The sequence below is a fragment of the Rothia sp. LK2492 genome (assembly GCF_040946345.1).
Taxonomy (GTDB): Bacteria; Actinomycetota; Actinomycetes; order Actinomycetales; family Micrococcaceae; genus Rothia; species Rothia endophytica.
Window position 1 is genome coordinate 1 of record NZ_JAYWLX010000010.1, and the last position, 13,496, is coordinate 13,496.

The window sequence follows — 13,496 nt, forward strand, 5'->3', positions numbered from 1 at the left end:
AATAACTATGGATTATATTTTTTATCTTAATGGTGATTTTTAGGGGGTAAATTTCCTGGTATCTTTTGTTCCTTATCTCTAAACAGGGTATTTAACCTGTAAGAACCGAGTGCGTACTGAATTGCAAGGACCTGGATGACTTTGTGTATGAGCGTCCCGCCCGGACCAAGTCCCGTACTTACTAAGTTGCATGTTGGCAGGGTGATCTTAGCCCCCGTGAGTTTTTCTGGGCAGATCACTACGCGGGTGGGTCATACTTATCTACGCAACAGCCTCCGCGGAATCCTTCTTTTTCAACTGGCTTTTAGGTCTTTGCATAGTTCTTGGCGTCTTCGGTATCGACCTGCTGAGCGTCCGGACTATTGGGCTAACAGGCGGGGGCGGCGAACCCTACGGTCAGCTCTGTGGCAGCATTTTCCATAGTCTCTATATGTTCTCGAGCAAGTCGATCATATGGGGTGATAACTTCTGGAAAGGCAAAGAACCCACAGACCCTACGGTGTAAACACAAAACTTCACTGGCATGTTCTCACTACATGCCAGTGAAGTTTTCGCTGATATCGAGTGAGGGCGCGGAGTTTCTGGGTTTAGATTCCCCTAAAGACCGGCTTGCGCTTCTCCGTGAAGGCTGCGAAACCTTCGGCGTAGTCTGCTGAGTTGCAGAGGTCGCCTTGGGCGCGGTTCTCGGCCTCAATGGACTCCCAGAGCCCCACGCGCTGATCACGCACCTGCGCCACCAGCTGCTTGGACGCCAGGAAGGCACCGGTTGCCCCGTTAGCCACGCGGGCTACCTTCTCACGGGTAAAGTCCAACAGTTCGTTGGCAGGCACCGCCCGGCTAAAGAGCCCCGCTGCAACAGCTTCAGCACCAGAAATCAGGTCGGCGGTGTAAATGAGGTCTAGGGCACGGTGGGCACCCAGACGCTCCACGAAGAGAGCATGCCCGCCAGAGTCCAGGGTTGCCCCCAGGTTGGCAAAGGGTGAGCCAATCTTGGCGTTTTCAGCCACGTAGACAACGTCCGTGGCAATCGCCAGACCCAGACCAACACCTAGGCAGGCGCCCTGGACCGCGGCGAAGGTGGGGGCGGGGAAGGCGCTCATCTTCTGCAGTAGGGGAGTCACCTTATGAGAGAGGTAGCTATAGGCGTCATCTTCAGCAGGCACCAGCCCGGCGATATCACGCCCGGCGCAGAAACCCCGGCCTTCACCGCGCAAGAGCAGGGCGCGGACGCCTGCCTCAGCTGCCTCGTCATAGGCGGCTGAAAGGTCAGCGAGGGCAGCCTCATTGAGAGAATTCATTTTTTCGGGGGCGTTCAGCACCACCTCGGCAACGTTGTCGGTGATAGTCAGTTCAATCATGCTCATGGCTGTTCCTAGGCGTCGAAGTCTACGGTGACCTTGTCGGTGCAGGGGCGAGCCTGGCAGGTCAGAACGTAGCCGGCGTCCACCTCGTCCTTTTCAAGAGCGTAGTTCTCTGCCATCTCAACCTCACCATCAACCACTTTGGCGCGGCAGGTGCCACACACACCGCCGGCGCAAGCGAAGGGCACGTCGGCACGGACGCGCAGGGCAGCGTTCAGGATGGTTTCGTTCGCTGAGACGGGGGATTCCACCGAACCGCTGGTACCGTCCAAGGTGAAGGCGATGGAGTAGTTATTGCCGCCGGGGTCAACCTCAACAGCCTTGCCGTGCTGACCGGCAGGAGCCTCGGGGCGGCCGGTGGTGAAGAGCTCAAAACGTACGTTTTCCTCGGGGACGCCGCGCTCAGCCAGGGTGTCGCGGCAGAGCTGAACTAGCTCGAAGGGGCCGCAGAGGAACCACTCGTCAGCCTTGTCCACCTGAATCACGTAATCGAGAATAGCGTTGAGTTTTTCGTCGTCAATGCGACCGCTCATCAGTGGGTTGACGCGCTGTTCGCGGGAGAGCATGTGGTGCACAGCAAAGCGGGTGGGGTACTTGTCCTTGAGGTCGCCCACTTCTTCAGCGAACATGACATCCAGGGCTGACTTATTGGCGTAGACCAGGTCAAAGGTGCTGTTTTCGCTGGCTTTCAGCACGGTGCGGGCAATGGCTATGATGGGGGTGATACCTGAGCCTGCTGCGAAAGCAACCATGTGCTCCCCGCCTGCCGCCTTGGCGTCCTCAGCGATTTTCTGGGGTTCATTCAAGCTGGTGATGTTGCCTTTGGAGACGAAAGCACCCTGAGGGTTCATAACGTCGATCTGATAGCCGGCGCTTAAGGTGTCGTTGGCCCAGTTAGAGAAAAGGCCGCCCAAGTCGCGCTTAATAGCCACTCGGATTTCACCGGGGACGGGCTCAGCACAGATGGAGTAGGAGCGGCGCACCTCCTGACCGTCAATGGTGGCACGCAGGGCGACGTACTGGCCGGGAGCGTAGTTGTAATCCTCTACCAGGTGCTCGGGCACCTCGAAGGTGACCTCTACCGAATCCTTGGTCAGGGGGCGTACCTGGCTGACGGTCAGAGTGTTGAAGGACGCCCGGCGGCGCGCTGTCTCAGTCATGGCTTTTCTCTTATCTGTGCGTTCTGTGAAGAGGTTCAGCTAGTGAACCTTGAAGTAGTCAAAGGGTTCCTGGCAGTCGCGGCAGCGGTAGAGCGCCTTGCAGGAGGTGGACCCGAAACGGGTGAGTTCTTCGGTGGCCAGGGAGTGGCAGCGGGGGCACTTGACGGCCATGCCCAGGTGGACGGGGCCTGCTGCAACTTTACCGGTGGGAGGGGCAATACCGTAGGCCTCAAGCCGTGCCTTACCTGCTTCACTCATCCAGTCGGTGCTCCACGCCGGTGAGAGAACCAGCTGCACTGCGGGTTCTGGTACCTGGTGCTGGGCAAAGACTCTGCGGATGTTGCTGGTGATGGCGTCCATGGCGGGGCAACCGGAGTAGGTGGGGGTGATAACCACCTGCGGCACCCCGTCCTCGCTGTAGTAGGCGGCCCGAAGAATCCCAAGGTCAGCAATTGAAAGAACAGGAATTTCGGGGTCCGCCACGTGCGCCGCAGTTTCCCAGAGGCTAGCGTCTGAGCCAACAGGTGCGGGGACGCTGCTCTCGGTTTCTAGGGCCGGGGCGCGGTAGCCAGAATCAGTATCGAAACCAAAACTGAAATCAACACCGGCGCTTGCCTCTTCGCTGCTGCGCACGTGGGTCACCTCCTTGTGACGGAACGGGGTGGGGCGGGTTTACCAGGTGGCGCCGGGGTGGGCGCGTGCTAGAACCTGCAGTTCGGTCAGAATGTGACCGCGGTGTTCACTCATGACACCGGATCGGTCGCCACCGCGTGCCTGGGACACGTCAGGCACCTGCAACTGGGCTTCTGCGATGGTGGCGTGCAGGCGCTCTTCAAACCGTGCGCGCAGGGTGGAGGGAACCACGGCGACACCGGGCAGTTCCGCTACGGGTTCAAAGTCGTAAAAGAGCTCATCGATGTAGGGCCACATGTAGTAGAGGCCCTCCTGCAGACGTCGGTTGGCTTCCTCGGTACCGATGCCCAGGCGCAGTGTCCAGGCGGTGGCATGATCCTGGTGATACTCCACCTCTTTGAGGGCCTTGGCTGCGATGGCTGCTAAGGTGGGGTCCTCAGACTTCATCAGCTCGGTGTAAAGCTCGTACTGGTAGTAGCTGAAGATGAGCTGGCGGGCGATAGTCTGCCCGAAATCACCGTTCTCCTGCTCCGCCAGACGAACCGAGCGGAACTCTTCTTCGTCGCGGAAGTAGGCTAAATCGTCCTCGGTCTTACCCCAGGCGGTGCCTGCGTAGGTGAGGAAGAAGCGGGCGTGGCCAATCAGGTCCAGGGCAATGTTGCCCAGAGCGATGTCTTCCTCCAGTTCGGGTGCGCGCGAAATCCAGTGAGCTAGTCGCTGGCCCAGCATCAGGGCGTCATCACCCAGTGCCAGGGCGTATCGGGCTACTGCTTCACTGGCCTGCACACCTGAGGTCGCGATGTCTTCAGCGATGATGGATTCGCCCTCGCTGTGGTGGGTCGCTGATTCGAAGGAAGCGTAGCTCACAGGTGCTTCACCCCTTCGCTCTTGGTGTAGTAGGTGGCGTGGCGGTAGCTCTTGCCCTGAGCTGACTCAAAGAAGCCACCCTTGGAGTCGGGGTCTGATGCCAGGATCGCTTCTGCCGGGACAACCCAGACGCTGGTGCCCTCGTTACGGCGGGTGTAGAGGTCGCGGGCGTTACGCAGTGCCATGGTGGCATCGGGTGCGTGTAGTGAACCTGCGTGCACGTGGGACAGGCCGCGAGATGACCGTACGAAGACCTCCCAGAGGGGCCACTCGTTGGATTCGGGCAGGTGTGTGATGTTCTCTGACATGGTTATGCTCCCATGAGTTCTGCGTGCTGTTCTGCGTTTTTGCGGGCGTATTCAGCGGCTGCTTCGCGCACCCAGGCGCCTTCGTCGTGAGCTGCACGGCGGCGCTGCATGCGCTGGACGTTGCAGGGGCCTTTGCCCTGGATGACGGAGTGGAATTCGTCCCAGTCCAGCGGCCCGTAGTCGTAGTGGCCGCGCTCTTCGTTCCACTTGATGTCCGGGTCAGGCAGGGTCAACCCGAGAGCTTCAGCCTGGGGGACCATCATGTCCACGAAACGCTGGCGCAGATCATCGTTAGAGAAGCGCTTGATGTTCCAGTTCATGGACTGCTGGGAGTTAGGGGAGTCGGCATCTGGGGGGCCGAACATCTGCAGGGCGGGGCCGTAGAAGCGGTTGACGGCGTCCTGCGCCATCTTCTTCTGCGCCTCGGTGCCGTGGGAGAGCTCGTAGAGGATCTCCCAGCCCTGACGCTGGTGGAAGGACTCTTCCTTACAGATACGAACCATGGCGCGGCCGTAGGGGCCGTAGGACGCACGGCAGAGGGGCACCTGGTTGCAGATAGCCGCGCCGTCCACCAGCCAGCCGATAGCACCCATGTCTGCCCAGGTGCGAGCGGGGTAGTTGAAGATGGATGAGTACTTGGCGCGACCCTCTAGCAGCTGCTCGTTGAGGACGTGGCGGGGGGTGCCCAGGGTCTCTGCGGCGGAGTAGAGGTAAAGACCGTGACCGGCCTCGTCCTGCACCTTGGCCATGAGGATAGCCTTGCGCTTGAGTGAGGGGGCGCGAGTAATCCAGTTGGCCTCGGGCTGCATTCCGATGATTTCGGAGTGGGCGTGCTGGGAGACCTGACGGGTGAGGGTCTTTCGGTATTTCTCGGGCATCCAGTCCCGGGGTTCTACGCGAGAATCCTCAGTGATGAGAGCGTCGAAGTAGGCCTGCTCAGCTTCGTGAGAGGCGCCGGCAGCAGGTGCATCTGCGACCGGTGAAAGGGTGGGAGTCTTCTCCGTTGAAGTCATGAAAGTTCCTTGTGTGATGAGGAGGGGAAACCCCTGCACCAATAATTACTGACCGTTCGTTCAGAATATATATTTATGCAACTAACGTCAAGTAAAGACCTAGAGACTGCATGACTTATTTCTACCTACCCCTACCGTCCGCCGAGTGCCTTGGGTAGCCTGAGATTTATGCACACTGTGAGTTGATGCACATCTAGAGAAGAGGAGGCTTCGATGACGAAGCAGCTAACCCACTACGTCGGCGGCGCCCACCGTGAAGGTGTCTCCGGCCGTTACGCCGATATTTACAACCCCAGCACCGGGCAGGTGCAAGCTCAGGCGCCTCTGGCTAGCGCCGATGAAGTACGCGAGGTCATTGCCAATGCCGCTGAAGCGCAGGCTGGCTGGGCTGCCACTAACCCGCAGAAGCGTGCCCGCGTCCTGCACCGCTTTGTTGACCTGGTCAATGAGCACGCCGATGAGCTGGCTGAATTGCTCTCGCTAGAGCACGGCAAGACGATTGCGGACGCTCACGGTGACATCCAGCGTGGTCTGGACGTTGTCGAGTTCGCCACCGCCGCCCCGCATCTTCTCAAGGGTGAGTATTCAGATGCAGTGGGCACCGGTATTGATGTTTATTCCATGCGCCAGCCCCTGGGTGTGGTTGCTGGCATTACCCCCTTCAACTTTCCCGCCATGATTCCCCTGTGGAAGGCCGGCCCCGCCATTGCTGCCGGTAACGCCTTCGTGCTCAAGCCTTCAGAACGTGACCCCTCCGTGCCCCTGCGCCTGGCAGAACTGTGGACCGAGGCTGGTCTGCCGGATGGCATCTTCAACGTGGTCAACGGCGATAAGGAAGCCGTGGACGCCCTGCTCGATGACCCCCGCATCAAGGCGGTGGGTTTCGTGGGCTCCACCCCCATTGCCCAAAGCATCTATGAGCACGCCGCCCGCACCGGCAAGCGTGCCCAGTGCTTTGGTGGCGCAAAGAACCATCTGATTATCATGCCGGACGCCGACCTGGACCAGGCAGCGGACGCTCTGCTGGGTGCCGCCTTTGGTTCTGCCGGTGAGCGCTGCATGGCGATTTCTGTGGCAGTCCCTGTGGGCCAGCAGACCGCTGACGCTCTAGTTGCCAAACTGCAGGAGCGTATCGGCAGCCTAAAGGTGGGCCACAGTCTTGACCCCCAGGCTGACTTTGGCCCCGTAGTAGCCAAATCTGCCCTTGACCGCATCGAGGGCTACATTGCCGCCGGCGAGAAAGAGGGGGCGTCCCTGCTGGTGGACGGACGAGGTGTTAAGGTGGAGGGCTACGAGAGCGGATACTTTGTGGGCGCCACTCTCTTTGACCATGTCACCCCCGAGATGTCTATCTACCGTGAGGAAATCTTTGGCCCGGTGCTGACCGTGGTGCGCGCTGAAACCTTTGAAGAGGCCCTGGCCCTGCCCAGCAACCACGAGTTCGGTAACGGTGTCGCCATTTACACCCGCGACGGTGACACTGCCCGCGAGTTTGCCCGCCGCGTTGAGGTGGGCATGGTGGGTGTCAATGTGCCCATTCCGGTGCCCATCGCCTACTACACCTTCGGTGGCTGGAAGGCGTCTGGCTTTGGTGATCTAAACCAGCACGGCCCCGACGCTTTCCGCTTCTACACCAAGACCAAGACGGTGACTTCCCGCTGGCCTTCGGGCATCAAGGAAGGCGCCAGCTTCGTGATGCCGACCGGCAACTAGCTCCGGTTCACGTGGAATAGAGGTGGCCCCCACCTTCGGGTGAGGGCCACTTTCTGTATTTATAGATAGACCTTCCAGCCCCAGCGTCCTGCCGTGTCTAGCTCCTAGCCCTTGAGCTCTGGGAAATCGGTGTCCGCGAACTCGTGGCCGTAGCCCTCGGTAGTGGTGCGAGCTGCTAGTGCCTGGGTCTTCAGCTCGCCGTGTTCACCGTGGAACTCCTTCTCGCGGGCGCGCAGCTGCACGCGGCGAATCTTGCCCGAAATCGTCTTGGGCAGGTCAAAAAATTCCAGGCGGCGAATACGCTTGTAGGCCGCCAGGTTGTCACGAGAATACTTAAGGATCTCGCGGGCGGTCTCAGCGGTGGGCTCATAGCCCCCAGCTAGCACAACGTATGCCTTGGGGACCGCGTAACGGATTTCGTCCGGGGAGGGCACCACCGCCGCCTCAGCAACCGCAGGGTGCTCAATAATCACTGACTCCAGCTCGAAGGGGGAGAGCTTGTAGTCGGACGCCTTAAAGACGTCATCGGCGCGGCCCACATAGGTGAAGACCCCGTTTTCATCCCGTTCGGCAATATCGCCGGTGTGGTACCACCCGCCATCGAATGCCTCTTCGGTTTTCTCGGGGTCACCCTTGTACTGGATCATCAGACCCACCGGGCGGGGGCTCAGGCGCACACAAATCTCACCCTCTGCGGCAGGCTTGCCGAAGGGATCCAGCAGGGCAATCTCGTAGCCGGGCAGGGGGCGGCCCATGGCGCCCACCTTAAGCTCCTGACCAGGAGTGTTGGCAATCATGACGGTGCTTTCGGTCTGCCCAAAGCCGTCCCGAATATCAACGCCCCACGCGGAACGAACCTTCGAGATGACCTCGGGGTTCAATGGCTCGCCGGCGGCAACTACCTTGGTGGGTGGGGTCTGTAGCTGGCTAAGATCAGCCTGAATGAGCATGCGCCACACGGTGGGTGGGGCGCAGAAGCTGGTTACCCCGTGCTTTTCCATGTTCTGCATGAGCGCCGCAACATTGAAGCGGGAATAGTTGTAAATAAAGACGGTTGCCTCAGCAATCCAGGGGGTAAAGACATTCGACCAGGCGTGCTTAGCCCAGCCAGGTGAGGCAACATTCAGGTGCACATCGCCCGGTGCCAGGCCAATCCAGTACATGGTCGATAGGTGGCCCACGGGGTAGGAGGTGTGGGTGTGCTCCACCATCTTGGGGCGGGAGGTGGTGCCAGAGGTGAAGTACCACAGCAACGGGTCGGACGCCGGGGTGGGGCCATCAGGTGTAAATTCCTCGGGTGCGCCGTCGGCATCCAGGTAGCTAACGTGCGGGTGGCTTGTGACAGCACCCTCGGTGAAGCCGCCGGTCTCAATGACGGTAAAATCGCCGGTTACGGTCTCGTATTTAGCTACGTTAGCGGAGTTGGTGATGACCCATCGGGCCTCGCCGCGTTCAATGCGGTCGTCCAAATCTGCCTGTTCCAGCATTTCGGTGGAGGGCATCAGCACGGCACCCAGCTTGATGCCTGCCAGCATGGTCTCCCACAGCTCCACCTGGTTGCCCAGCATAAGAATAATGCGGTCACCGCGCTGTACTCCCAGGGAGCGCAACCAGGTGGCAACTTGGGAGGAACGACGCGACAGCTCACCGAAGGTGTGGGTGATATGGCTGCCGTCCTGTTCAGCAATTACGAGCGCCAGGGTATCCTTGCGTTCCTCACTGGCGGCCACCTGGTCAAACCAATCGAGGGCAAAGTTGAAGTGCTCGAACTGGGGCCAGTTGAACTCTTCTCTAGCTACTTTGTACTCCTCACGCAGAGCAACTAGCTGGTCTCGGGCGGTGCGGAACTGTTCGGTGATGCTCATGCTTCTCCTTTTGGCCAGGGGGTAGCTCTGGGGCGTCAAAATAAAGGTGTTGTGAGTCACTGTAGGGTTGTTTTTTGGGGGCTGTCAAGGAATTTGCGTCCTGGCACCCTCGGCGGCGTCATGTGATAACTATCTGCCTTAATCTGTCCGGAAAGGGTTTACATACTCTTGACAGCGGGGGTAACTTGGTCTTAATTTATGTCTCACATCACAGTGCCGTGGTGAGGGTGGTGACCCCACCGACCCCTGCACAGATACCAGCCAGGAGAAAACTCGATGACCACCCACATCCGAGGTATGGTTCAAAACCCACCCGATCAACCCCTGCCCTTCCCCGATATTGACCCCTTTGGGGCGCTCAACCTGCTCCCCGAGGATGAAAAAGAGTGGTTCCTGCGGATCCGTAAATATCTACAAGAAGAAGTACGCCCCCAGGTCACCGACTACTGGAACCGCGAAGAGTTCCCCTTCCACCTCCTAGAAGGTATGGCAGAGGTAGGGCTGGCGCGGCTAGAAACAAGTGGCACCTCCTGGCTCTTTCGTGGCTTGGCCTACGCTGAGGTAACCCGCGTGGACGTCTCCCTCTCGGCCCTGGTGGGCATCCACAATGAGCTGGTGCTGGGCATGATTAACGCTCTAGGTTCTGAAGAGCAGAAAAAAGACATGCTCCGCAAGCTAGAGAACTTCGAACTGACCGGCGCCTTTGCCCTCACCGAACCCACCCACGGCTCTGACATTGCAGGTGGTCTGGAAACCAGTGCCACCTTTGACGGTGAAAACTGGATTATTAAGGGTGAAAAGCGCTGGATTGGTATGGGCACCATCGCAGACTTCGCCCTGGTCTGGGCAAGGGACACCGCTGACCAGCAGATTAAGGCATTCATCGTGCCCACCGACACCCCCGGTTATTCAGCTGAAAAAATTAGCAACAAAATTGGCCTGCGCATCATGCAGAACGCTCACATCACCCTCGATAATGTGAGCGTGCCGGCGAGTGCCCACCTGCCTGATGCCGTTAACTTTGATGCCGCCAACGAGATGCTACGCAACTCCCGCGCCTGGGTCGGCTGGCAGGGCTACGGCATCCAGATCGGCATCTTTGATATCGTCCGCGAGTACGCCACTACCCGCGAGCAGTTCGGTAAACCGCTGGCTAAGTTCCAGCTGGTGCAAAAAGGCATTTCAGAAATCATGAGTAATGCTCAGGCAGCACTAGGGCTCATGATGAACTGTGCCCGTATGCAGGAGAACGGCACTTTGGATATGGTGCATGCCGCCATGGCTAAGGCAACAGCCACCCGCTTTGCCCGCCAGAGCGCTGCACTGGGGCGTGAGGTGCTGGGTGGCAATGGCATCACCACAGACTATGAGATGGCTAAATTCTTTGGAGACGCCGAGATTCTCTACACCTACGAAGGCACCTACGAAATTAACTCTCTGATTGTGGGCAGAGCTCTCACCGGCTACTCGGCCTTCGTATAAACCGCTAGAAAGGACGCTCCGTGCAGCTTCATGACACCCTTGCCCTGGTCACCGGGGCGGCTTCTGGAATCGGCAATGCTACCGCCAGGGCGCTCCTTGCCCAGGGTGCCCAGGTCTACGGTTTAGATCTGCAACCCAGCATTGACCGTGCCCAACCCCTGGAAGGACTAACCCTACTGGCGGCTGATGTCACCGACTACACCGCCGTTGAAGCAGCCCTGGCTCAGGTTCAAAAAGTGGGCCAGCCCCTGCGTACCGTGGTCAACTGCGCTGGCATTGCCCCCGGTGCCCGCGTCCTTTCTAAAAAGGGCAAGCATAACCCGGCACTTTTTGCTAAAACCGTGAACATCAATCTGGTGGGCACCTTCAACGTGCTCACCAACGCTGCAGCTGTCATGGCAGAACAGGAGCCCGCTACCGAGGACGGTTGCCGCGGGGTCATTATTAATACCGCCTCTATCGCCGCTTTTGAAGGGCAGATCGGGCAAATTGCCTACGCCGCCTCCAAAGGCGGAGTGGCTGCCATGACCCTGCCCGCTGCCCGCGACCTAGCCAGTAGTGGCATTCGCGTGAACACCATAGCTCCTGGCATCGTTGACACCCCGCTCATGGCAGGTATCGCCGAAGAATTCAGGGAGGCACTGGCCGCCGGCGTCCCCTTTCCCCAACGCTTGGCAAACCCCGCAGAATTCGCAGACCTGGCGGTCTTCATTGCCCAACACGACTACATCAACGGCGAAACCATCAGAATGGACGGCGCCCTGCGCATGGGCCCGCGCTAAAACCCACTCTAGGAGGACATCATGACCACCCAACCCACCATCGCTTTCATCGGACTGGGGCACATGGGCGGCTACATGGCCGCCAACCTGGTCGCAGCCGGTTACACCGTGCACGGCTTTGACCTGATGCCCGCAGCTCTAGACACTGCTGCCAGCAAGGGCATTGCCATTGCCGAGAGCGGTGAGGCTGCCGCAGCCCAGGCCGATATTGTGCTGACCATGCTACCCGCCGGCACCCATGTGCTCTCTGCCTACCCAACGCTCCTAGCCGCCGCCAAACCCGGCACCCTTTTTCTCGACTGTTCCACCATTGAAGTAGGCCACGCTCTGCAGGCAGCAGAAATGGCACAAAAGGCAGGCTTTGAGGCAGTAGACGCCCCCGTCTCAGGCGGCATGGTGGGCGCAGAAGCCGGCACACTCACCTTCATGGTTGGCGGCTCAGAAGCAGGCCTAGAACGCGTGCGCCCCCTGCTGGAGGTCATGGGTAAAAAGGTCGTTCACTGCGGCGCCAACAGCACCGGCCAGGCAGCAAAAATCTGCAACAACATGCTACTGGGCATCGCCATGATCGGAGCTTCAGAAGCTTTCGCGCTGGGTCAGAAGCTGGGTCTAGAGAACCAGGTGCTCTACGACGTTATCTCCACCTCCTCAGGCTACTGCTGGGCCGTTAACGTCAACTGCCCCGTCCCCGGCCCCGTCCCCACCTCACCCGCCAACAAGGACTACGAACCGGGCTTCGCCACCGCCCTCATGGCTAAAGACATGGGCTTGGCGCTGGCCGCCTTAGAAACTACGGGAGTTAACGGTGAGCTGGGGGCGCGAACTGCCGCTATCTATGCTGAACTGGTAGAAGAAGGACGCGGCGGCAAGGACTTCTCAGATGTCTACAACCGCATCGCGGGCACCATTTCAACAAAGGAGACGACATGAGCAGCTACGAGAACATCCTGACAGAAACCCGCGGCAGGGTTGGGGTTATTACCCTCAACCGCCCCAAGGCGCTTAACGCCCTCAACGATGCCACCATGCGCGAGGTTGTTGCCGCCGCCACCGCTTTTGATGCGGACGCCGGGGTGGGGGCCATCGTCCTGACCGGTAGCGAAAAAGCGTTTGCCGCTGGTGCCGATATTAAGGAAATGTCGAGCCAGACCTACGACAGTATGTACGCCGCCGACTGGTTTGCCCACTGGGATAACCTCACCCGCCTGCGCACCCCGATCGTCGCTGCCGTCAACGGCTACGCCTTGGGCGGTGGCTGCGAACTAGCCATGATGTGCGACATGCTGGTTGCCGGGCCCTCCACCAAGTTTGGCCAGCCCGAAATCAACCTGGGCGTCATCCCCGGCATGGGTGGTTCCCAGCGTCTAACCCGCGCCGTAGGTAAAGCAAAGGCAATGGATCTCTGCTTGACCGGGCGTTTTATGGGAGCAGAAGAAGCAGAACGCTCCGGATTGGTATCGCGCCTAGTAGAGGCGGATGAGGACGTTCTGCCCACCGCTCTAGAAATGGCAGAGACTATTGCGTCTAAGTCCAAGCTCGTGGCGCAGGTGGCGAAAGAGGCAGTGAATGCTGCCTTTGAAACCACTTTGGCCCAGGGCATCCAGTTTGAACGTCGCACCTTCCACGCGCTCTTCTCTACCCACGATCAGAAGGAAGGCATGGCAGCCTTCGTGGAGAAGCGTGAGGCTAAGTTCGAGCACCGCTAAAAACTCTTTGAGAGAGATACAAGGTGGCCACGGTGCAAAGCGCTGTGGCCACCCCTATCTTTGTCTGCTGGGCCACCGTCATGGTGTTGCACATCTCATTGAAGTGTGACAAGGTTAGATTCAATCGCAATAACTGACCAATCGGTCACTAATGATTTGTGGAGGCAAAGTGGCCAAACCGCACCCCATGCTTGAGCGTGACTACGCCACAGAGTGGATGGACCTTAATGTTCTAGAGGTCTCAGAGGGCTATGCCCTGGCAGAAATGACGATCACCCGCGATATGCTCAACGGCTTCGGCATCGTCCACGGGGGCATGACCTTTGCCTTTGCCGACACCGTTTTTGCCCTCACCGTTAACTCTTTGAACCCCGAAGAATTCAGTAAGAAAATCACTGTGTCATCCGGGGCAGACATCAACTACGTAGCCTCAGCACGCGAGGGTCAAACCCTGCGCGCTGAAGGTAAGCTCGCAGCATCCTACGGGCGCAACAGCCTGGTTGATGTCACCGTGACCTGCGAAGGCCAACTCATTGCCGAGTTCCGCGGCCGCGGGCGCACCATCACACCCCCGACAGCCTCGGAAGGACAGTAAATATTGAGCAC

Annotated in this window: 13 protein-coding genes; 6 read left to right on the forward strand and 7 right to left on the reverse strand. The window is 59.2% G+C overall.

Annotation, left to right across the window (positions count from 1 at the left end; all coding sequences use genetic code 11):
• Positions 1 to 587: 587 nt before the first annotated feature.
• The 6 genes from VVR27_RS09980 to paaA form a co-directional block, all read right to left on the reverse strand.
• On the reverse strand, positions 588 to 1,358 hold the full coding sequence (locus VVR27_RS09980) for an enoyl-CoA hydratase/isomerase family protein (protein WP_368548308.1): 771 nt from the start codon (positions 1,356 to 1,358) through the stop codon (positions 588 to 590).
• A 14-nt stretch (positions 1,359 to 1,372) separates the two neighbouring features.
• Entirely contained in the window at positions 1,373 to 2,521 is a 1,149-nt protein-coding gene (gene paaE / locus VVR27_RS09985; protein ID WP_368548220.1) for a 1,2-phenylacetyl-CoA epoxidase subunit PaaE, read from the reverse strand.
• A gap of 39 nt (positions 2,522 to 2,560) precedes the next feature.
• Positions 2,561 to 3,004: a 1,2-phenylacetyl-CoA epoxidase subunit PaaD gene (gene paaD / locus VVR27_RS09990; protein ID WP_368548309.1), complete on the reverse strand. Its 444-nt coding sequence runs from the start codon at positions 3,002 to 3,004 to the stop codon at positions 2,561 to 2,563.
• Between the two features lie 189 nt (positions 3,005 to 3,193).
• Entirely contained in the window at positions 3,194 to 4,021 is an 828-nt protein-coding gene (paaC, locus tag VVR27_RS09995) for a 1,2-phenylacetyl-CoA epoxidase subunit PaaC (protein ID WP_368548222.1), read from the reverse strand.
• Positions 4,018 to 4,329, reverse strand: coding sequence for a 1,2-phenylacetyl-CoA epoxidase subunit PaaB (gene paaB / locus VVR27_RS10000; RefSeq protein WP_251379621.1), 312 nt, complete (start codon positions 4,327 to 4,329; stop codon positions 4,018 to 4,020). The genes paaC and paaB overlap by 4 nt, the downstream gene beginning before the upstream one ends.
• Positions 4,330 to 4,331: 2 nt before the next feature.
• Complete coding sequence (gene paaA / locus VVR27_RS10005; RefSeq protein WP_368548224.1) at positions 4,332 to 5,342, reverse strand: 1,2-phenylacetyl-CoA epoxidase subunit PaaA; 1,011 nt, start codon at positions 5,340 to 5,342, stop codon at positions 4,332 to 4,334.
• Between the two features lie 213 nt (positions 5,343 to 5,555).
• On the opposite strand from paaA, the gene VVR27_RS10010 reads away from it, so the two are divergent.
• Entirely contained in the window at positions 5,556 to 7,055 is a 1,500-nt protein-coding gene (locus tag VVR27_RS10010) for a CoA-acylating methylmalonate-semialdehyde dehydrogenase (RefSeq protein ID WP_368548226.1), read from the forward strand.
• A gap of 104 nt (positions 7,056 to 7,159) precedes the next feature.
• On the opposite strand, the gene VVR27_RS10015 is transcribed toward VVR27_RS10010, so the two are convergent.
• Positions 7,160 to 8,920 carry an AMP-binding protein gene (locus tag VVR27_RS10015; protein WP_368548227.1) on the reverse strand — a complete coding sequence of 587 codons (1,761 nt, stop codon included), beginning with the start codon at positions 8,918 to 8,920 and terminating at the stop codon, positions 7,160 to 7,162.
• A 276-nt stretch (positions 8,921 to 9,196) separates the two neighbouring features.
• Here VVR27_RS10015 and VVR27_RS10020 point away from each other — a divergent pair, with 276 nt between their 5' ends.
• From VVR27_RS10020 to VVR27_RS10040, 5 genes are all read left to right on the forward strand, one after another.
• Positions 9,197 to 10,402 carry an acyl-CoA dehydrogenase family protein gene (locus VVR27_RS10020; RefSeq protein ID WP_368548229.1) on the forward strand — a complete coding sequence of 402 codons (1,206 nt, stop codon included), beginning with the start codon at positions 9,197 to 9,199 and terminating at the stop codon, positions 10,400 to 10,402.
• 20 nt (positions 10,403 to 10,422) lie between these two features.
• Complete coding sequence (locus VVR27_RS10025; protein ID WP_368548231.1) at positions 10,423 to 11,184, forward strand: SDR family oxidoreductase; 762 nt, start codon at positions 10,423 to 10,425, stop codon at positions 11,182 to 11,184.
• A 21-nt stretch (positions 11,185 to 11,205) separates the two neighbouring features.
• Entirely contained in the window at positions 11,206 to 12,114 is a 909-nt protein-coding gene (gene mmsB / locus VVR27_RS10030) for a 3-hydroxyisobutyrate dehydrogenase (RefSeq protein WP_368548232.1), read from the forward strand.
• Positions 12,111 to 12,890 (forward strand): enoyl-CoA hydratase, encoded by a 780-nt coding sequence (locus VVR27_RS10035; protein WP_368548233.1) that lies wholly within the window; start codon positions 12,111 to 12,113, stop codon positions 12,888 to 12,890. The genes mmsB and VVR27_RS10035 overlap by 4 nt, the downstream gene beginning before the upstream one ends.
• 169 nt (positions 12,891 to 13,059) lie before the next feature.
• On the forward strand, positions 13,060 to 13,485 hold the full coding sequence (locus VVR27_RS10040; RefSeq protein ID WP_237203036.1) for a PaaI family thioesterase: 426 nt from the start codon (positions 13,060 to 13,062) through the stop codon (positions 13,483 to 13,485).
• Positions 13,486 to 13,496 lie beyond the last annotated feature (11 nt).

Coding starts and splice junctions, on each gene's coding strand:
- VVR27_RS10015 (WP_368548227.1), bottom strand. CDS start 8,920: ATGAGCATCACCGAACAGTTCCGCACCGCCCGAGACCAGCTAGTTGCT.
- VVR27_RS09980 (WP_368548308.1), bottom strand. CDS start 1,358: ATGATTGAACTGACTATCACCGACAACGTTGCCGAGGTGGTGCTGAAC.
- VVR27_RS10010 (WP_368548226.1), top strand. CDS start 5,556: ATGACGAAGCAGCTAACCCACTACGTCGGCGGCGCCCACCGTGAAGGT.
- paaA (WP_368548224.1), bottom strand. CDS start 5,342: ATGACTTCAACGGAGAAGACTCCCACCCTTTCACCGGTCGCAGATGCA.
- mmsB (WP_368548232.1), top strand. CDS start 11,206: ATGACCACCCAACCCACCATCGCTTTCATCGGACTGGGGCACATGGGC.
- VVR27_RS10020 (WP_368548229.1), top strand. CDS start 9,197: ATGACCACCCACATCCGAGGTATGGTTCAAAACCCACCCGATCAACCC.
- paaB (WP_251379621.1), bottom strand. CDS start 4,329: ATGTCAGAGAACATCACACACCTGCCCGAATCCAACGAGTGGCCCCTC.
- paaE (WP_368548220.1), bottom strand. CDS start 2,521: ATGACTGAGACAGCGCGCCGCCGGGCGTCCTTCAACACTCTGACCGTC.
- VVR27_RS10035 (WP_368548233.1), top strand. CDS start 12,111: ATGAGCAGCTACGAGAACATCCTGACAGAAACCCGCGGCAGGGTTGGG.